At 48.7% G+C, this 20250-nt stretch carries 12 protein-coding genes; 9 read left to right on the top strand and 3 right to left on the bottom strand.

All coding sequences use genetic code 11. The features are described from left to right. The first annotated feature begins 79 nt into the window (after positions 1-79). A complete protein-coding gene (locus tag U2F10_RS02090) occupies positions 80-679 on the top strand; it encodes a superoxide dismutase (protein WP_499866019.1) in 600 nt (199 codons plus the stop codon). Between the two features lie 572 nt (positions 680-1251). On the opposite strand, the gene U2F10_RS02085 is transcribed toward U2F10_RS02090, so the two are convergent. After that, complete coding sequence (locus U2F10_RS02085) at positions 1252-1986, bottom strand: SDR family oxidoreductase (RefSeq protein ID WP_499866018.1); 735 nt, start codon at positions 1984-1986, stop codon at positions 1252-1254. 451 nt (positions 1987-2437) lie between these two features. Between U2F10_RS02085 and U2F10_RS02080 the strand changes: the two genes are divergently transcribed. From U2F10_RS02080 to U2F10_RS02055, 6 genes are all read left to right on the top strand, one after another. Beyond that, positions 2438-5680 (top strand): CHRD domain-containing protein, encoded by a 3243-nt coding sequence (locus tag U2F10_RS02080; protein WP_499870441.1) that lies wholly within the window; start codon positions 2438-2440, stop codon positions 5678-5680. Between the two features lie 476 nt (positions 5681-6156). After that, positions 6157-6648, top strand: coding sequence for a hypothetical protein (locus U2F10_RS02075; RefSeq protein WP_163659320.1), 492 nt, complete (start codon positions 6157-6159; stop codon positions 6646-6648). Positions 6649-6792: 144 nt separating this feature from the next. After that, positions 6793-8751 carry a PhoX family protein gene (locus U2F10_RS02070; RefSeq protein WP_499059208.1) on the top strand — a complete coding sequence of 653 codons (1959 nt, stop codon included), beginning with the start codon at positions 6793-6795 and terminating at the stop codon, positions 8749-8751. Between the two features lie 104 nt (positions 8752-8855). After that, entirely contained in the window at positions 8856-9410 is a 555-nt protein-coding gene (locus U2F10_RS02065) for a PEP-CTERM sorting domain-containing protein (protein ID WP_499059210.1), read from the top strand. A gap of 194 nt (positions 9411-9604) precedes the next feature. Next, entirely contained in the window at positions 9605-10078 is a 474-nt protein-coding gene (locus U2F10_RS02060; protein ID WP_499870439.1) for a hypothetical protein, read from the top strand. 346 nt (positions 10079-10424) lie between these two features. After that, entirely contained in the window at positions 10425-11843 is a 1419-nt protein-coding gene (locus U2F10_RS02055) for an alkaline phosphatase PhoX (RefSeq protein ID WP_499870437.1), read from the top strand. Between the two features lie 147 nt (positions 11844-11990). On the opposite strand, the gene U2F10_RS02050 is transcribed toward U2F10_RS02055, so the two are convergent. Beyond that, positions 11991-13661 (bottom strand): GspE/PulE family protein, encoded by a 1671-nt coding sequence (locus U2F10_RS02050; protein WP_250565852.1) that lies wholly within the window; start codon positions 13659-13661, stop codon positions 11991-11993. Between the two features lie 415 nt (positions 13662-14076). Between U2F10_RS02050 and U2F10_RS02045 the strand changes: the two genes are divergently transcribed. Next, positions 14077-18138, top strand: a complete 4062-nt coding sequence (locus U2F10_RS02045) for a glycerophosphodiester phosphodiesterase family protein (protein WP_499870435.1) — start codon at positions 14077-14079, stop codon at positions 18136-18138. 437 nt (positions 18139-18575) lie between these two features. Then, the gene (locus U2F10_RS02040) at positions 18576-19454 is read left to right on the top strand and encodes a response regulator transcription factor (RefSeq protein ID WP_499870433.1); all 879 of its coding nucleotides are present in this window, start codon (positions 18576-18578) and stop codon (positions 19452-19454) included. 73 nt (positions 19455-19527) lie between these two features. Here U2F10_RS02040 and U2F10_RS02035 read toward each other — a convergent pair whose 3' ends face one another. After that, positions 19528-20187: a YHS domain-containing (seleno)protein gene (locus U2F10_RS02035; RefSeq protein ID WP_499870431.1), complete on the bottom strand. Its 660-nt coding sequence runs from the start codon at positions 20185-20187 to the stop codon at positions 19528-19530. Between the last annotated feature and the right edge of the window lie 63 nt (positions 20188-20250).

Below are 20250 nucleotides of genomic sequence, written 5' to 3'. Positions count from 1 at the left end.
TTTGAACTGTTGACTGCGTCTCAGTTCTGCCTGTCCATAGGCAGCATATTTTGTTTTGTTGAGAGAGGATTCAGAACTTATGGCTTACAAGCTTCCGGTTTTACCTTACGACTACACCGCTCTTGAACCTTACATCTCAAAGAGCACCTTGGAGTTTCACCACGACAAGCATCACGCAGCTTACGTCAGTAAGTTCAATGCCGCTGTTCAAGGGACAGACTTAGACAACAAGCCCATTGAAGATGTCATTAAAGCAATCGCGGGCGATGCTGAAAAAACCGGAGTGTTTAACAACGCTGCCCAAGCTTGGAACCATACCTTTTATTGGAACAGCATGCAGCCAAATGGTGGCGGTAAGCCCACAGGCGATTTGGCCAAGAAAATTGAGACTGATTTTGGTAGCCTTGAGAAATTTGCAGAAGCTTTCAAAACTGCTGGGGCCAGTCAGTTCGGCAGTGGCTGGGCTTGGTTAGTCTTGGATAACGGCACACTCAAGGTGACAAAAACCCTGAATGCCGATAACCCCCTCACCCATGGACAGGTTCCTCTACTGACCATGGATGTCTGGGAGCATGCTTACTATTTAGATTACCAAAATAAGCGACCTGACTACATTGGAGCCTTCTTAGATAACCTGGTGAGTTGGGATTTTGCCGCTCAAAACCTCGCAGTGGCCTAAGGAATACAGAGTCTATGCTATCTTCTTCAAATCCTAGTGCCAATCTGACTCTGTAGTTTGGCTTGAGGTCTTACTACACAGCTCTACCTCAGCGGGGTGGAGCTGTTCAATAATGCTTATACAACCTAGTCATGATGTTGAACCCTGATTTCCCTCATATTATTTGGTCGTTTACTTACCGAGAATGGCGGCTAGATGTAGACCAAAGTGAGGAAAACGGTCAAATCTTTTATTCCGTATGGGCAAATTACAAGATGGGCTGTGCTGTCGCTGTCCCCTGTGCTTTAACCCGAACAGATGCTATCAAGAGAGCTAAGAAATACGTTGATGCTCGATTGAGGCACCCTTCTATCAATATTATGTGAGAACGAAATGGTTTAATCATGATAATGACCTTTCTTGTTTATCGGAGTTAGTCAGAAATATCAGTGGAACAGAGAAGCTCGCTCCATTTTGAAAGATCGTCAAGGCGATCTTTGTTACCATTCCCCTCGCTACGATGACCGCTGAGAGTTTTCTGTTTATGGTTTTGCTTCGCTACAATAACGGTCTTATACTTTGAGTGATTCTCTTCAGAATGCGCTGGCGGTCGGTCGGACAATAATTTCATTTACGTCAACATCATCGGGTTGAGATACGGCGTACAAGACAGCTCTAGCGATCGCATCTGGGGTGAGTGAAATTTTGCGAAATTCATGCAAAGCGTCTTTTGCCGACGATTCCGTAATGTCAGAACCCAGTTCTGTTTCTACTACGCCAGGAGAGATCGTGGTAACGCGAATAGTCTGCGACTCCTGACGTAGTCCTTCCGAGATTGCCCAAACGGCATACTTAGTGGCGCAATAGACTGCGCCAGTCGGGACGACAACATGCGCGCCGATCGATGCCGTATTGATGAATTGCCCGCCGCCTTGCGCCTCCATGATTGGCAAACCGGCTGCAATTCCATTTAACACGCCGTGAATGTTGACATTGATCATCTTGTCCCACTCCTCGACTTTGAGAGCATTCATGGGGGAGAGTGGCATGATGCCCGCATTGTTGAAGATGACATCGACGCGACCAAACTGGTCTTTAGCAAAGTGAATAAACGCTTTCATATCCTCACGGTCGGTGACATCCAAAGCTTTGTATTCTGCTGTGCCACCTTGGGCACGAATCGCTGCGACAATTTTTTCTAGCTTTTGGGTTCGTCGTGCCCCTAGAACAACTTTCGCACCGTTCTGGGCCAGCAACTTGGCGCTCACTTCGCCAATACCACTACTGGCTCCCGTGATAGCAATGATTTTGTTTTTTGCATTTAACATGATGACTTTCCTTATGTACGACACAATGGCTCGAACCGGCAATAGAGCCATTGCCTTATCCTTTCATTGCGTTTTTGGATGAGTTCATCATAGGTTTGGCGCAGCTAACTCTAAATACACAAACCTCGCAGATTATTGCCTAATTTTCTCAAGCATGCGATCGCTGACTATGAAGCCGTGAACGTTCATAACCTGTAAATCCAACGTCGCTAAGACTGTATTGCCCATAGCACCGGATCCACAGGGTCAGGAAAAGTAGGCATAGTCAGCCTTAATCCTCCGCTAGCTTTGGATTTTTTGGGTTTTGCCCATGGTGAAGGCTTCATAACTTATTTTTATTTGCCCTTACTAAATTTGACATCCTCTTGATACTTACAGCTTTCAATTTAGTTAAAGTCTTACCAGGGTCAGCATTTTCGCGTAGGAATTGTTTAGCCGTTTTACAGAAACCATGACTGATCGCCTGATACCCTCGGGAGTACACCAATCAACACCTGCCTTTATTGCCTTAGCTGATGGTGAGCAGGTGGTGCAAGACGACACTATTATTGATTCCACGGCTACTGCCATCGTGAATTTCATTCTGGCTGAGGATGGTAGTGGTCTGACTTACAAGATTCAACTCAACGGCCTAGCCCTCAAGGAAGATCCCCTCAGCCGCACAGCAGATAACGATGTTACTAAAATCCACTTCCATATAGGTGCACCCGGCACCAACGGTGGACATACCCTAAATATTTTTGGACGTCCTAGTGAAGACGACGATGATCTCGTTGTTGACTATGAAAACGGCATCATTACAGGTCTCTGGGAAGATAGTGACGCTAGAGACCTGAATGGTGATGGCGATACGGATGATGGTCCCGAGTCAAAACCCCTCAGCGATTTTCTTGAGGCTCTGAAGGCTGGCGAACTCTATATCCAGGTTCACGATGTTGCATCTGATAAGTTGGGGACGCCCGGTGCAGTGCGCGGTCAGATTACGCCTCTAAAATCAGAAAACAGCTTTACTCTCTTGGCTGAAGGTGAAAAGGTGGTGCAGGATACCGCAATTCCTGATGCAACGGCCACGGCCACGGCTACGTTTACGCCCCTCAAAGGGGGTGAGTTGCTGGCCTATCAAATCGAATTTGATGGTCTAGATCTAAAAGAGGATCCAGCTAGCCGCACGGCAGATAATGATGTTACCAAGATTCATGTTCACCAGGGAGGTGAGGGCCAAAACGGTCCCCACGCTCTGAATATCTTTGGGAAGCCTAGCGAAGACGATAATAATCTTCTCGTTGACTATGGGAGTAACGTTATTACTGGTGTCTGGGGCGATGATGATGCCACTGACCTAAATGGTGATGGGGATACCGATGATGGTCCTGAAACCAAACCCCTGAGTCAACTGATTGACGAGCTAGAGGCGCGTCAGCTTTATCTACAGATTCATGATGTAGCTGCCGATAAGCTAGGTACTCCAGGGACTATTCGGGGGCAGCTGGATACTTCAGTGACTGAACCCAAGGCATCATCGCAGGAGATTTTTGTTGCGATCGCAAACGGCCCCCAGGTTGTTCAAGATCCAACCATCACCGATGGCACCGGCACCGCCAAAATCACCTTTATCCTGGCAGAAGACGGCAGCGGTTTAGCCTACCAAATCAAACTCAACGGTTTCACCCTCAAAGCAGATCCCGCCGCTCGCACCGAAGACCACGATGTTACCAAGATTCATATCCATGCGGGTGAACACGGTGCCAACGGTCCCCATACCCTGAATATTTTCGGGTTACCCAGCGAAGACGACAATAATCTCGTGGTGGACTACGAAAACGGCATCATTACCGGCATGTGGGACAACAACGATGCCACCGACCTAAACGGGGATGGTGACACCGATGATGGTCCTGAAACCAAACCCCTCAGCCAGTTTATTCAAGCACTGCGGGCCGGGGACCTTTACATCCAAATCCACGACGCCGCTGCCGACAGACTGGGCACACCCGGCAGTGCCCGTGGCCAAATCACCCCCATCGACTCATTTGACAAGGGCATCATCAAAGCGGTGGGGGACAACCATGACGTCAGCGACTTAAGGGGTGATGGCGACACCAGTGACCCCAATGAGACCCAACCTCTTAGCCAGCCGATTGATGAACTAGAAGCTGGGGATCTTGATCGCCAGATCCACGACGTAGTAGCTGATCAGCTAGGCACACCGGACACCATTCGCGGTCAGATTGAACAACCTCTCAAGGCAAATATCTTTACTCTGGTAGCCGATGGCGCACAGGTGGTTCAGGATGCAGTAATTCCTGATTCCACTGCCAGAGCAACCGCCACCTTTATCCTGGCAGAGGATGGCAGCGGCCTCGCGTACCAAATCAAACTGGACGGGATTACCCTAAAACAAAACATTACTGATCGCACTGAACTCAATGATGTTACTCGCATTCACTTACATGTAGGTCCTGAAGGCGAAAATGGTCCCCATACCCTAAATATTTTTGGGCTACCCAGTGAGGATGACGACAATCTTGTGGTGGACTTTGAAAATGGCATCATCACTGGTATTTGGAACGATAGCGATGCCACCGATCTAAACGGAGATGGTGACACCGATGACGGTCCAGAAACTAAACCCCTCAGCGAGTTTATCAATGAGCTGCAATCCGGCAAACTCTACATTCAGATTCACACTGCTGAGTCCGACAAGTTGGGAACTCCCGGTGCAATTCGCGGGCAAGTGACACCCTTGTTCGACTCAGACAAACCTTTGCTGACGACGCCACCGACAGAAACCATTATTGGTACTGATGCTGGTGACACCATTGTTGGCGGCCCAGGTAACCAACGTATTCGCGGTAAAGGTGGCAATGACACCTTAAGGGGCGGCCCCGGCAACGACCGGATTTTGGGGGACGATGGCCACGATATCCTCAAAGGCGGCACGGGTGACGACACCCTCAAAGGTGGAGATGGCAACGACGAGCTAGAGGGTAGTACCGGTAACGATCTGCTTAACGGTGAGGCGGGTAATGACAAGTTGTTTGGTGGCCAGGACAATGATGCGCTCAAAGGCGGTAATGGCGATGACATCTTGAAAGGTGGCATGGGCGACGACTATATTTCTGGCAACAATGGCGATGATTTCCTCCAGGGCGGCATTGGTGACGACACCTTGAAAGGCGGCAGCGGTAACGATGATCTAGATGGTGGTGTTGGTGACGACTCGCTGAAGGGTGAGGCGGGCGACGACAAGCTATTTGGTGGCCAGGGCGATGACACCCTTAAAGGCGGCAGCGGCAATGATGTTGTAAAAGGTGGTATGGGTAACGACCATCTTTCGGGTAACGTCGGCCACGATATTATTCAGGGTGGTATCGGTAACGACATCCTAAAAGGTGGCGAAGGTAACGACGTGTTACTGGGTAGTTCAGGCAATGACGTCTTAGACGGTGGTGCTGGTGATGATCAGCTCTCTGGCGGTAAAGGCTATGACACCTTTATCTTGATGATTGGCGGCGGTATTGATACCATCACTGATTTTGCAGTTGACATCGACCGCATTGGCCTATCCAGCGGTCTGAGCTTTAATCAACTCACCCTATCGGGGAATGACATCATTGCTGGCAACGAAGTGTTAGCAACTCTGAAAGGTGTGGCCACAGAAGAGCTTACAGAGAATAGCTTTACCAATCTCTAGATTCTGTAGCGCTAAAACAAACGCAGCTGAGGGCTAACTCAGCTGCGTTTGTTTGCATTCACTTCAAAGACCAAGCTAACACTACATAAAAGAAGCTATTGTTGAGAACCGCTGGAGAATACCCCTTTTTACAGATATTTACCTAGGAAATCTAAAAATACAATTAAAACAGCCAGGGATCAAGGACGCATACATTCCTGTGCGCATAGGTTATATTCTTTGATAAAAGCACTTTTATAGCTTTTATCAATAGTTGTCTTTGTAAAAATACTTACACTCTTTAACTAGTTAAAATCTCCCATTAACCTCCCATTAACCTGTAAAAAGTTTGTTTGTGGAACCATAGGCTGTAGGGGATAAATGGGCTGAGCCAGATTACTGGTGCTGTCTGATTTTTTATTACACAAGTACTGCCAAATATGTTGGCTAATCGTCTTTCTATGTGGTCTAGCAAGCTCTTGCTAGGCGGTATCTCTATGGCAGCCTGCCTTGCTGGCACGTTTTCCATAGGTGCGTTTTTCGAATCAGCTTTAGCGAATTCAGATGGGCCAGTTCTTTTGGAGATGCCCATTTATAGTCGGACATCTAGCGATGACTTGATTAGTCGCGCTGAGTCTATGGTGAGCCAAGAAATTAACCAGCACTTTGATGCCGATCCCAGCTTGGCTGCGATCGAAATTGTTGTGTTGGGTAGTCGTAATGGCGATGTGATACCAGTTTTAACCACAACCGTTTCTCGGACACAGTGGCAAGAGAAACCGCAAGTCAGTGCTTGGACCAAGTACTACAGCGCATATGCTTTGATTCGACGACATGATAGCCAGTCGCCTCCCCAGGTGGCCGCTTCGCCATCTCGTCGTTCCTCGCCTGTTGCGTCGCGGGGGATTGCGACCCAGTTTGATCGACAGTTTGACGCCGGTCGACTGAATGGTAGAACTGTGCAGTCCTATGTGGATTTTGTGGATTAGCTGTTCACAACAAGGTGTCTTTGGTAAGAAAGGCTTCTCATTAGGAGACTGCAACTTGTCAGCTCTGAAGGGTCAGCTATGGAGGGTTTAAGCCCCCGTTCTTTGATAGTGCAACTACGATTCAAGAGAGGAGATCAAATTTCCATGCTTCATGATGAAATCCCCAGCAATCGCTCGGGCAATCGCCCTTTCCATGATGTATTGAAGGCAAACATGTCACGGCGCAATCTGCTAAAGCGCAGTGCTGTCTTGTCTGCCGCAAGTTTTGCTAGTGCGCTTGTAGGCAACGGTTTAACCAGTAAAACCGCCGCTGCAAGTTCTCCTGGAACTAGTTTAACCGAGTCTCTTTTTGCTCAGAGTCTTAGCCCTGACATTGGCTTTAGTCCAGTGACTATTGCAGAGGCTATTGTGGACAGCAGAGTGCCCCACATCTCCTCTGATTATCAGTACGATGTCCTGATTCCTTGGGGAACTCCACTGGAGTCTGGCGTCCCAGAATATGCAGGGGATCCGGTCAACCGAACTACCGCTGATGCTCAGCTAAAGCAAGTGGGTATTGGTCACGACGGGATGCACTTCTTCCCTGAGAATGGCACCAGCAATACAAAGGGTGTACTGTGCATTAACCATGAGTTTGGCCGTACTCCCCATGTCCTGGGCAAGGATCTTCCTGAGTCGCTGGCAGATGTTCGCACGATGGAGCATGCCCACGGCGTTGCCTGTGTGGAAATTCAGAAAGTTAACGGTACGTGGCAGGTTGTATTGGACAGCCCCAAGAATCGTCGAGTCACCTTCAACACACCGGTTGCTTTCAGCGGCCCTGCAGCCAATAGCTCTCTATTGCAAAACCCTGCTGGTAATGAGTTCAAAGGAACTGTCAATAACTGTGCCAACGGCTTCACACCTTGGGGCACTTACCTGACCTGTGAAGAGAACTTTAACGGTTACTTCAACAACTCTCAAGTCGACCAGTCTAACCCTCCCGATGATCCTGCGTTGGGTGAGGGGAGCCCTCTCACCGGGGCTGATGAGCGCTACGGTGTAACGGCTGAAGGCTTTGGGTATGCATGGGGCGGTAACAATGGCACCGTTTTTGATGTCCGTTGTGATACCTCTAATCCTGGTTATGTGAATGAGCGTAATCGTTTTGGATGGGTTGTGGAAATTGATCCAGAAAACCCAACTGCAAAGCCTGTGAAGCGGACGGCGATGGGTCGCTTTAAGCACGAAGGTGTTGGTGGGACCGTGGGTGCAGGTGGTCGTTACGTTGGTTACATGGGTGATGACCAGCGCTTCGACTACTGCTACAAGTTTGTGTCTCAGGCAAGTTGGCGTTCCATGGTTGCTCGCGGTCTGAGTCCATTGGACTACGGTAAGCTATATGTCGCGAAGTTCAATGATGATAATACCGGCGAGTGGATGGAAATTACATACAGTAATCCTGCCATCCGTGATGCTGTAGACGAACAGGGACAATCTCTATTTAGAAATCAGGGAGACGTCCTGGTATTTACTCGTGTGGCGGCTGACATCTTGGGAGCAACTCCCATGGATCGTCCTGAGTGGGTAACCGTCGGACCAACTGGTGATTGTTTCTGGGCGATGACCAACAACAGCCGACGTGAAACAGCGGATGCTGTAAATCTCCGGGCACCCAACCCCGATGGTTACATTCTGAAAACACGGGACTCAAATAATCACGTTGGCACCACATTTACCTGGGAACACGTCATCTTTGCAGATGAGACCCACGCTGAAGGCGATGAGCGGACGTTTAGCGATCCCGATGGTCTATGGGCTGACCCCGATGGGCGTTTGTTCATTGAAACCGATGGTGGTCAGCAGAAGGGGCTGCAAGACCAGTGCTTGGTTGCTAATCCTGAAACAGGTGAGATTCGTCGTCTCTTTGTTGGTGTGAGCGGTGATGAAATCACTGGTGTCGCATACACGCCTGATCGCAAGACTCTGTTCATCAATACCCAGCATCCTGGTAACGGCGATCCAGTAGCAACCAACTTCCCGGCACCGACGGATGGTATTACAATTCCTCGCGATTGTACGATTGTCATCACCCGTAAGGATGGCGGCATTGTTGGCTCCTAATTAGTATCCCACCCTGTTCTGGTTTGAGCCAGAACAGGGCGAGCTTTGGGGGACTTGACGCAGTTTAGTCCATTTATTTACCTGGTTTATTCATAGACAGAATTATGAAACGAATTGTTTTTGCAGCGGCGGCGGCACTGGGCGTCATGGCTTTTGCAGCACCTGCCGATGCGGCTCTCTTCAAGTGGAGTGTTGACTACACTGGTTTTTTTGCTGAAGATGCTTTCATTAGTGGTTTCTTTATTGCTGAAGGAACAGCTGCCACTGATGGTGTTGTCTCCGGTAATGAGTTTGATTCTTGGCAATGGAGCTGGAGTGGTAATAGCGAAGTAGACGCATTTACTATTTCCTCTTCTGACGGTGAGTTTGCCAGTTTGTTTGACAATACTGGCTTCTTTGTAGACGGTACACCTAATGAACTTGGGTTGACTGACGGTCTTGATCAGGGTCTCTACAGCTCTGATGATTTTGGTCTTGATCTAGAGTTTTTGTTTGTAGACAACTTTGGTGCAGGTGCAATTTCCGATGGTGATCTAACTGCACTTGGTACAATTTCAGTCTCTGATCCTGAACCTGTTCCTGAGCCTGCGACTCTACTGGGTCTTTTGGCCGTAGCAGGAGCAGCAGCTGTAGCCAAGCGTCAAAAGCAAGCGGCTTAATTAAACTGTTAAGCCGAAAAAATTGACTTTTTAATACAAAACCCCAGGCAGTTGCCTGGGGTTTCGTGCTTTAAAGATTGTGGTTAATAGCCTTGTCCTAACCCTTTATTAACGTCCTCTTATTGGAATGTTCAAGACGTTTGCCTAATGTTTGGTGTCTCTTTTAACTAAGTCATAACACCAAAGGATATGCGATGATGCTAAAACTCTTGTCTGGCTTGTGTTTAAGTGGTCTACTAGTGTTGTTGGGATGCCGGATTTCAGGAGCAACGACGGTAGCGCAAGTACCGACTAATCAGGCAGCATCCCCATCGCTGACTGTTACCATCTCAGCAGATCAGGTGCGCACCTATGGACGTTTGATCGAGCAGGTGGTCGGCACGGCAAATGATACAATTTCTAATGTCTTTGCAACAAATCCTGATGCGACTCCCATTAAGTTAACTGTCCTTGTCCATCGCAATGGACAGGTGCTGCCTGTTTTAGTAGCAGACATTTCTCGTGACCAGTGGCAACAGCAACCCGATATTCAAAACTGGGCTCACTATAGTCCAAGTGTCCGAATGTTGTTGGGATATACCCAACCCAACTCAACGCCCCCTCGTTCTCAGGTGGCGCGTCGTCGACCCATTATTGAAAATGCGGCTTTTATTGATGAGCTTGATTAGTGGGAAGAGGGCGCATGATTAGCGATCGCATCAACTGAAATGTAGCCCCCTACCCAAAGAAGAAAAAACACTAAACTCTCTTTAATCCCACCTTAACTACTTATCCTAAAACGGTTGCTAGAATCTGAACATTCTATTCCATAGGCATGGCAGCTGGTTTATAAAAAGAGTGATTTTAAACTGCTCTTTTTTGATGGATATCTGTAGTGTGGCTGCCGCCTGATATCTCGAAAGCATTCTTATCTTAGTCGTCATAACCATGGCCTCAGTTGCCATCTGTCGATGGGAGTTCCGTGTGAGTTAATGCCTTGATTTTTGTATGTGTTCTTAGAGAGGAGAGAACATAGTGGTTTCCCTATCTCGCCGTAAGTTTTTTGGTTATATGGGAGCTGGTGCTGCTGGCGCACTGGCTATTGCCCCCCTACAGGCCCTTGTCGCTAAAAAAGCCTTTGGGCAAAACCCTACTGCTAACCCATTTGGTCCCCTGGTTCCTAAGCTACCTGCAAATATTGACCCTCGGTTCAGCCCAGTCTACAATCTCCAGTCCGCAGGAGCAATTTTAGAGGTACCTGCTGATTTTGAATACTGCGTTTTCCACGTCAGTGGCATGAAGATGAGTGATGGTAAGCCTTGCCCCAGTGACCATGATGGTATGGCTTGTTTTCAAGGCCCTCGCGGTACACATATTCTAGTGCAAAACCACGAACTCAGCCCTGGTGAAGATGATGGTTCCGGTTTTACTGACGGTACTGGTTTACAGAGAGCCTACGACAGATTTGACGGTGACGGGGGTCCCGGTGTAGGGGCTGGTGGTACGTCCACCATGATCATTACCGATCGTGGTCAAGTTCTACGGGATTATGTTTCTCTAGCAGGTACTATCCGTAACTGTGCCGGTGGTCCGACTCCCTGGGGAAGCTGGATTAGCTGTGAAGAGAACACTAGTGTTCCTGCTGACAACCCTGCCATTACTCAAAAGCACGGCTTTAACTTTGAAGTGCCTGCCCGTGGCGGTTTAGTTAACCCCGTGCCCCTGATTGAAATGGGTCGCTTTAACCACGAAGCTGTCGCTGTCGATCCTGCCACTGGCTATGTCTATGAGACTGAAGACCGTGGCGACAGCTGCATTTATCGCTATATCCCCAACACTCCAGGTAATCTGACAGATGGCGGTGAACTACAGGTACTCACCTTTGAAAGTGGTCTCCAGGACACTCGTACTGGTGTGCTTTCTCTGTTAAACCAGCCCCAACGGGTAAGATGGGTGAGCCTAACCGATAATGGTGTCAACGTTAATCCCGATACAGATACCCTCCGCTTTGATGCTCAGGAACTGGGCGGTGCCATCTTTGCCCGTGGTGAAGGTGCCTGGGCTGGCAATGACAAGATTTACTGGGTCTGTACCAGCGGTGGTGATGCTGGTCAGGGTCAAGTCTGGTGCTATGACGATGTAACTGAAACCGCTACACTCTTTGTGGAGTCCACTGACGAAGCGGTACTGGATAACCCAGACAACATTACTGTTTCTCCCGCCGATGGCAGTCTCTATCTATTTGAAGATGGCGGCGGCGACATCTTTGTTGTTGGAGTTACTCCCGACGGTGGTCTGTTCAAATTTGCTAAGAACATTACGCCTGGCTTTGAAGGCAGTGAGTTTGCTGGCGGATGTTTCTCTGCTGATGGCACCAAGATGTTCTTTAACATTCAAACACCTGGTATCACTATCATGATGTACAGAACCGACGGTCAACCCATCACTGTATAGATTTGGTGTTTGTGACGGATGAGCGAATGGGTCTTGGGATTAGTCCTGAGGCCCTTTTTTATGAGAGATATTGTTTTTCTTGAGCCGAAATTTGAGAGTACCTTATTGTTTCTTGATCCGCTCCCAACAGGGCACTGTATCCTGGGCCTAAGCCGTTAGTTGTGATAATTGCTTGTGCTGTGAATTGGTTACACGCAAAGCACTGCGGGGTAAGACTCTAAAGACCTCATCAATGCTGGTGACACCGGCAAATACTTTTTCGATGGCGGCCTGACGGAAGGACATAAAGTCAGTTTCCCTTAAGTAACGGTGTAAGTCGATCATGTTGCCACTGTGGATAATTTCCCGAATGGGTTCATCCACTTCAAGCAGTTCCACAATTGCCTCACGACCTAGATAACCTGAACCTAAACAATGGTTGCAGCCACGACCTCGGTGTAAAACAGGGTTGGCTTTAATCTGGGATGGCAGTATCCCTAATCGTTTAAAGTCTGTCTCGGTAGCTGGATAAGACTCTATGCAGTGGGGACAAATACGACGGACTAGCCGCTGGGCCACGACACCCAGCAGTGCATCGCTGATCAAGCTAGGATCGGGACCAATATCCTGAAGCCGGGGAATTGCGCCAACGGCATCGTTAGTATGGAGCGTAGTAAAGACGAGGTGACCCGTTAAAGCCGCTCGCACGGCAGTTTCTGCTGTCTCGTGATCCCGCACTTCGCCTAACATAATAATGTCAGGATCTTGCCGGAGAATGGCCCGTAATCCTGCGGCAAAGGTCATGCCGGCTGCTTCATTTACCTGGGTTTGGGTAATCCGGGGCAGAACATATTCCACCGGGTCTTCCACGGTGACCACATTGACATGCTCTTTAGCGATGGCCTGCAAACTGGTGTATAGGGTACTGGTTTTACCAGAGCCGGTGGGACCGGTGAAGATAATTAGGCCCTGGGGCTGTTCTAACCAGGTTTTGTAGGTGGGCAATACTTTGGGAGAAAACCCCAGTTTATCAATGGTGGAGAACGGATTTTTGCGGGGTAAAAGCCGGATAACGGCCTTTTCTCCACAGACACAGGGAAGCGTACTGACTCGCATATCCATGCCCAGGGCATTGCCATCCCCAGACATATATTGTTCACCAATGCGGCCATCATGGGGTCGACGGCTGTCGGCAATGTCCATGCTGGCCATTACCTTGAGGGCAACAATCACCCGGCGACTAATGTCTAAGGGTAGTTTTGTGACGTTACGCAGGACGCCATCAATGCGATAGCGTACCTGTAGACCTTCGGTGGTGGGCTCTAGATGAATGTCGCTGGCCCGGTTGCGTAGAGCACTGGCAATAATGGTTTTAATCCGCTCGATCTGGCCTGCCGCCTTTGACAAAAATAGCTCTGTTGTTTCGCTAATATCTTCTGCGTCCTGGCTACCGGTGAGGGGGTTAACTAAAGGGGCCGCACCGATGCAATTTACGTCAAAGTGGCGGGTGTGGTGCCAGCAGCGATAGCTTTTTTCTGTAATGGATAAAATTTTGACCTGGGTGAGGGTGCGATCGCAAACCTGCTGTTCTACCTCAGGGGTCAGGGCAACAGGACTGCCCAGATAGTAACAATTGCGCCACAGCAATAGGGGCACCACCGGCGGCAGCTGCTGTGCGTCAGGGAACAGCTGAAAAAATCGTTGGCAGACTTCGTCATCCAGCAGGGTTAGATTCAGGGCTCCCTGGTCATCCCGCAACAGCTGTAATGCGCGCTGACAGTCAATTTGACCATTTCTAAGCTGTTGCCACGCCGTCAATAAATCGGAATCAAGCACCATAGAAAACCCATTGCCAGTTAAAAAGGATGGACATAAGCATGGCCCTACACTGTGTTCAAAAGCGCTGACACCCATGCTTAACCCCCGTTTAGATTATTCCTGATGTGGATGAAGAAGAGATTAAAACAGGTTAAGGTTTAGTCGCCGCTGCCAATAATCGCAGCAACTTTACGAAAATTATTGGCCAACATAATTCTTACACCATTTGCACCACATGCCTTGAACGATAATCTGGCACCCGTAGCCAGTTTGTTTAATGGTTCGAAAATGTTTTGTTAACCTTGCTCCTGAATATTACCTCCTGGGGGATTGTTACCACCCGGAACGACGGAGATTGTTCTTCACTTCCTTACTGGGAGTGTTCAAGTTCTCCACATCAATAGTTATCTACTAATCACATAGTTCAGAGGTAAAGATGGTCACCTTAAGAGGGTTTGCTTCCCTATCAGCCGACACTTTCGCTGATGGTCCTCCGTCTGGGACAGACAACGGTCGGATTGATGCGGCCAATCGCATTCAACCCATCTCTGCAAATGGCCGCACCGGTCCCTTTAATGGCCAGCCAGTGCAGGGGTTTAGTGCCGTACAATTCGCGCCTGATACCGACGCTAGAACATTTTGGTTTTTATCTGACAACGGCTTTGGCGGTGAAAGTAACAGTACCGACTATCTGTTGCGCATTTACCAGGCTCGACCAAATTTTCAGGGTCAAGGTGGTGATGGTAGCGTAGATCTGCAAGGGTTTGTTCAACTGAGCGATCCCGATAATTTAATTCCCTTCGATATTCAAAATGAAGAGAGTGCCGAGCGTCTTTTGACCGGTGCTGACTTTGATATTGAGTCATTTGTTATTGATAATAACGGTGATATCTGGGTGGGTGAGGAGTTTGGTCCTTATCTATTGCACTTCAACAGTGAGGGTGAACTCTTAGAAGCACCCATTGCCACTCCCAATCCAGTTGATCTCAACACCCTTAATGGTCAAGATCCTTTAGTCATTGGGCATCGAGGAGCTAGCGGTGACTTTCCAGAGCACACCTTAGCAGCGTATCGGGCTGCGATCGCAGCGGGGGCTGACTTTATTGAACCCGACTTAGTCACCACCTCTGACGGTGTTCTCATTGCCCGCCATGAGCCGCTTTTAGATGACACCACTAACGTGGCCGAGGTGTTTGGCTCCGAGCGCATGGCCACAAAACTATTGGACGGTGTTGAGATCACTGGTTACTTTGCAGAAGATTTTACCCTAGAAGAGATTAAACAGTTGCGGGCCGTCCAATCTCGTGACTTTCGCGATCCGGCCTTTGATGGATTGTTTGAGATTCCCACCTTTGAGGAAGTAATCGAACTGGTGCAAGCCGTTGAAGCTGAAACCGGTGTTCAAGTTGGTATCTATCCTGAGACCAAGCACCCCACCTTCTTTGACCAGCAGGGACTGTCTCTAGAAGAGCCTTTAATTGAAACCCTACAGCGGACCGGATTTACCGATCCCAACCGCATCTTTATCCAGTCCTTTGAGTTCCAGAACCTGATTGAACTTCAGGGCCAGCTAGATGCAGAAGGTCTGGGCGATATTCCCCTGGTGCAGCTATATGGCAACACCTTGCCCGATGCACCTGTAGATAACGGTTTCTCGGCTCCCTACGACATCCGCTTTAATGTGGAGCAGGGTAACGATCTAGAGGCCATTTATGGTGCAGACTTTTTAGCGGCGGTGGAGAATCCCCTGTCTAGCACCACCGTATATAGCGATCTGGATAGCGCTGAATTTTTGCAGGTGATCAGCGAGCAATATGCCGAAGGGGCAGGTCCTTGGAAGAACAATATTCTTATCCGGGAAGCTTTGGAGACTCCAGTGGATGGTAATGGTGACGGTGTGGCCGAAATCACAACTCGTCTCACCGGGGAAGTTACCTCCTTCATCGATGATGCCCATGGCGCTGATTTGCAGGTGCATCCCTATACCCTGCGCGATGAAGAACGTTTTCTCACCCTAAATCCTGACGGCACACCCCAAACACCAGAGCAAGAGTTTCAGCAGCTGGTTGACATTGGTGCCGATGGCTTCTTTACTGACTTCCCTCGCACAGGAGATCCTGTCGTAGATCGGTTGACGTCCGGCGAGGTGCGCTCTCCCAATAATCCTGACTTTGACTTTAATACCCTTAATGGTCAAACTCCATTAGTGATTGGTCACCGGGGGGCCAGCGGTGATTTTCCTGAGCACACCTTAGAAGCCTATCGTTTAGCCATTTATCAAGGGGCTGATTTTGTTGAGCCTGACCTGGTGATCACCTCTGATGGTGTACTGATCGCTCGCCACGAGCCTATGCTTGACGACACCACTAACGTGGCCGAGGTGTTTGGTGCTGAACGCATGTCCACCAAGATGCTGGATGGGGAAGAAATTACGGCTTATTTTGCTGAAGACTTCACCCTGGCAGAAATCAAGCAGCTACGGGCGGTTCAGTCCCGCCCATACCGCAATCAGGAATTTAACAACGAGTTTGAAATTCCTACGTTTGAGGAAGTCATCGAACTGGTTCAGGAGGTCAGCGCCGCAGTGGGCCGTGACATTGGTATTTATCCCGAAACCAAGCACCCCACCTTCTTTGATCAGCAAGGGCTATCGTTAGAAGAACCCCTGGTGCAAACCCTGGTGGATACCGGATTTACAGATCGCGATCGCATCTTTATCCAGTCCTTCGAAATTCAGAACCTGCTAGACCTACGAAACGAAATCCTCCCTGAGGCTGGTTTAGATGACCTGCAATTGGTGCAGCTCTTTGGTGATACTGAAGGTGCCTTTATCAATGAAGGCGGTGGCGGTTTCTCCGTGCCCTATGACCTGGTGGCCAATGCCGATCTATCTGAAGCTGAGAAAGGGGCCATCTACGGTGACCTGCTTCCCTTCCTAGATTTTGAAAACCCAGGCTATAACTCCCTGGCCAATGCTGAGGCCATTACTGAAATTAGCAGCTATGCCGACGGAATTGGCCCCTGGAAAAACAACATCCTGCTGCGTGAGCCCCTGGCAACACCCGTAGACGGTAATGGGGACGGTATTGAGGAAATCACCACTCGCCTGACTGGAGAGGTCTTTCCTCTAGTTGACTTTGCCCACGATGCAGGGCTGCAAGTTCACCCCTACACCCTGCGGGATGAAGAGCGTTTTCTCACCTTAAATGAGGATGGTACCCCCCAGACATCTGGAGATGAGTTTCGTCAGCTGATTGAACTGGGTGTGGATGGCTTCTTCACCGACTTCCCTGAAACTGGACGGATTATAGTTGAACAGTTTGAAACCGCTGAAGAGTTTGCTAACCTACGCGGTTCACGGGGTTACGAAGGCATGGGCTTTAGCCCCGACCGGAGTACCCTCTATCCCATGCTAGAAGGCACAGTCCTTGGCGATCCCGAAGGGTCTCTGCGCATCTATGAATTTGATGTAGCCAGCCGCTCATTTGAGGGCATTATCGGCCTGTATCAGCTGGATGCCCCCAACCATGCCATTGGTGACCTCACCCCCATCAACGAGACTGAATTCTTAGTGATTGAGCGGGATGGTCGTCAGGGTGAAGCTGCTGAATTTAAGCGCATCTACAAAATCGATATCTCTAATGTTGATGAAAATGGCTTTGTAGGAAGAGAGCTGGTTGCTGATCTATTGGACATTGCCGATCCTAATGATCTCAATGGTGATGGTAGCACCACATTCTCCTTCCCCTTTGTCACCATTGAAGATGTCCTGGTGCTTGATGAAAATACCATTCTGGTGGCGAATGACAACAACTATCCATTCTCCATTGGTCGTGATTTCTCGGGTACCGAAATTGACAACAACGAAATCATCACATTGGCACTGGATGAGCCATTAAATCTAGATCCGCGTTTAGGTGTGGCATCGATACCAGAATCAGTCACTGTGGGTGATGATTCTGACAATACCCTGGTTGGCACTGTCAGTGACAACACGATTGCAGGCGGTTTAGGCGCTGACATGATCGCTGGCGGTGACGGTGATGACATCCTGCGGGGTGACCTCAATAGCCGCGATTCCCAGCGCGGTATCGGTGGCGATGACCTGATCTTTGGTGGTGCAGGCAATGATCGAATCGGCGGTAAAGGTGGCAACGACGAGCTATTCGGCGATGCCGGCGATGATCACATTTGGGGTGACGACGGTGATGACCTGCTGCAGGGCGGTCTGGGTAACGACACCCTAGTGGGTGACGACTTTGGTCGTGGTCGTGGTGCTGACACCTTTGTCCTGGCCGCAGGTCAAGGTACAGATACTATCCTTGACTTCGAAGTGGGCACTGACCTGATCGGTCTGGCCGATGGCTTATCCTTCTCAGATCTATCCCTTGGTCAGCGTGGCGATGCTGCGGTAATTTCCTTTGGCACTGAGGATCTGGCTCTACTAAATGGCGTAGCTGCTTCAGCTCTAACTGAAACTGCATTTACTGTGGTTTAGGCATAGTTTAGGCATGTAGACGGTCTACAGTTCAAGCAACTCAAACTGTAGACCGCTTTGACGCATATCCTAACCAGGTTCACAAGATCAGCCCTAAGGGGCGTTGATATTACGCAAACGTTTTTTGCGCAATTTATCCAAGATTGCATACGTCAAACGACTGAAGCGGTTCAACCATTGGCAACTTTGAACTACTTCATTGGTCGTACTTGATATGAGTGTCCTACTACTCACACTGGCATCGGGCATGTTTATTGCTTGCTAGTTATAGCTCCAACTGTACAGGCCATGATTTTTTATGGCCTGTATGCTAATCGCTGGCAGGCCTGCCACCGGTTTGAGCAGAACTAGAGACAATGAATTTGTCCGTTTGGAACAGATTCACTGGTTCTCGTGGAAACTCAAGTGCATTAGGAAATGGCTCGTGAATCTTTTTTATGACCAAGAAAATCTTATTAATAACGAGCGATTCATCGCTCTGTAATACCCTTCGATCATGGTTTACCCAATGTAACTATGAGATAGTTCTAGCTACACAAGGGGGCGATGAAGGTATTTTATTGGCAGTTACTGAAGCACCAGATATTATTTTAATTGACACAGACCTGCCTGTTATCAGTGGTTGGCAAACAATTAAAATTCTTAAAGCATCAACAGTTACGCAAAAGATCCCCATAGTTGCCTTGACAGTTTGCACAACTGAAGCTGAGCGAACCAAAGTGCAGAAATCTGGCTGTGATGCGTGTGAGTTAAAACCCGTTGATCTACAGAGTATTTTAGCTACAGTAAAAACGCTGTTAGGTCCTGTTCCTATCGCTTCAGAAACAACAAATTCTCTACTCTTTCCCAACCCTTCGCGCTTATCCCAAGGATTGTTGTCAGCATCTCAAAATCAGGTGGTTTACATTGAAGATAGTCCATTAGATAGCCAGGCCATGGCGGCAATTATTCAAGGGGCAGGCTATGGTTATCAAAATATCTCTAAGCCCTTAGAGACCATGCCAAGACTATTAGAATTCAGGCCTCAGCTGATTTTTTTAGATTTGGTGATGCCCTATACCAATGGTTACGAACTGTGTGCTCAAATTCGCCGGACTGCATCCTTACGGAGAACACCTGTAATCATGGTAACCAGCAACGATGGCCTGATTGACCGAGTACGCGCCAGATTAGTGGGTGCATCTGGATTCTTTAGCAAGCCTGTTAAGAAAGAAAAGATTCTCAAGGTGCTTAACAAATACCTGGCATCAAATGATCAGCATCTTGCTGAACGATCTTATCAAGGTGAATTCTTGAAGTTAGTGGGTCTAGGATAGACGATTGCTGTTGAATCTAGGGTAGCCCTGAGACCGCTCACATTCTCTCACATTCTATGGATAACCGCCCTTCCTAAGATTCTTCAAGGACTCCAGGCCAGTTGGCATTGGCGTTGCTGATATGGCCGGGAATATCTTGTTCCCACCGTCTTTGTACCCCTCTGCTGTAGTTAAGATAGAGTTTGCCATCCACAATTTTCCAGGCATTAGGATCAATGGACGCAGTATATCCCTGGCTCACGGCCCAGGCACAGTATCCACCATATTGTGGAGCATACTGTGCAGGATTAGCTGCAAATAAGTCTCGATTTTCTGCACTGACAAACTGCCATGTGGCATTGTTCCAGGTATAGGTAAACTCTGAACTACCCGCAACCGGTCCACCTTGGGTAAAGTAAGCAACGGGGTCAGTGCCACGGATGGCCAGTCCACTATTATCTGCAAAATATTGGATATTTTGGGTTTCAGGTGCAATAGTTTCTACGGCTGCAGTTGTATCTGGCCCAGCACAGGGATTTGCTCCAGCACAGGGATTTGCCCCAGCACAGGGACTTGCACTAGCACAGGGATTAGGCGTAGTTGCAACTTCAGTGGCTATGGCCGAACTGTCTTGGATATCGCTAGTTACAGTGGTATCCACGGATTGACTCGATGGATCTACGGCACAGCCTACTGCTAGAACTAAGCTTGCAAGTAGTGTGGCTGTGAATTTACCTGAGGAATTTATGTACATAATTAAAAGTAGTTTTGACTATGGCCATAGCTAATCACAGAAACCTTAATCTGGGCTTAGACA

The organism is Leptothoe sp. EHU-05/26/07-4 (genome assembly GCF_043421015.1).
Classification (GTDB): Bacteria; Cyanobacteriota; Cyanobacteriia; order Phormidesmidales; family Phormidesmidaceae; genus Leptothoe; species Leptothoe turfae.
The sequence above is the reverse complement of the archived record's forward strand: the minus strand, read 5'-3'. Positions and strand labels throughout refer to the sequence as shown.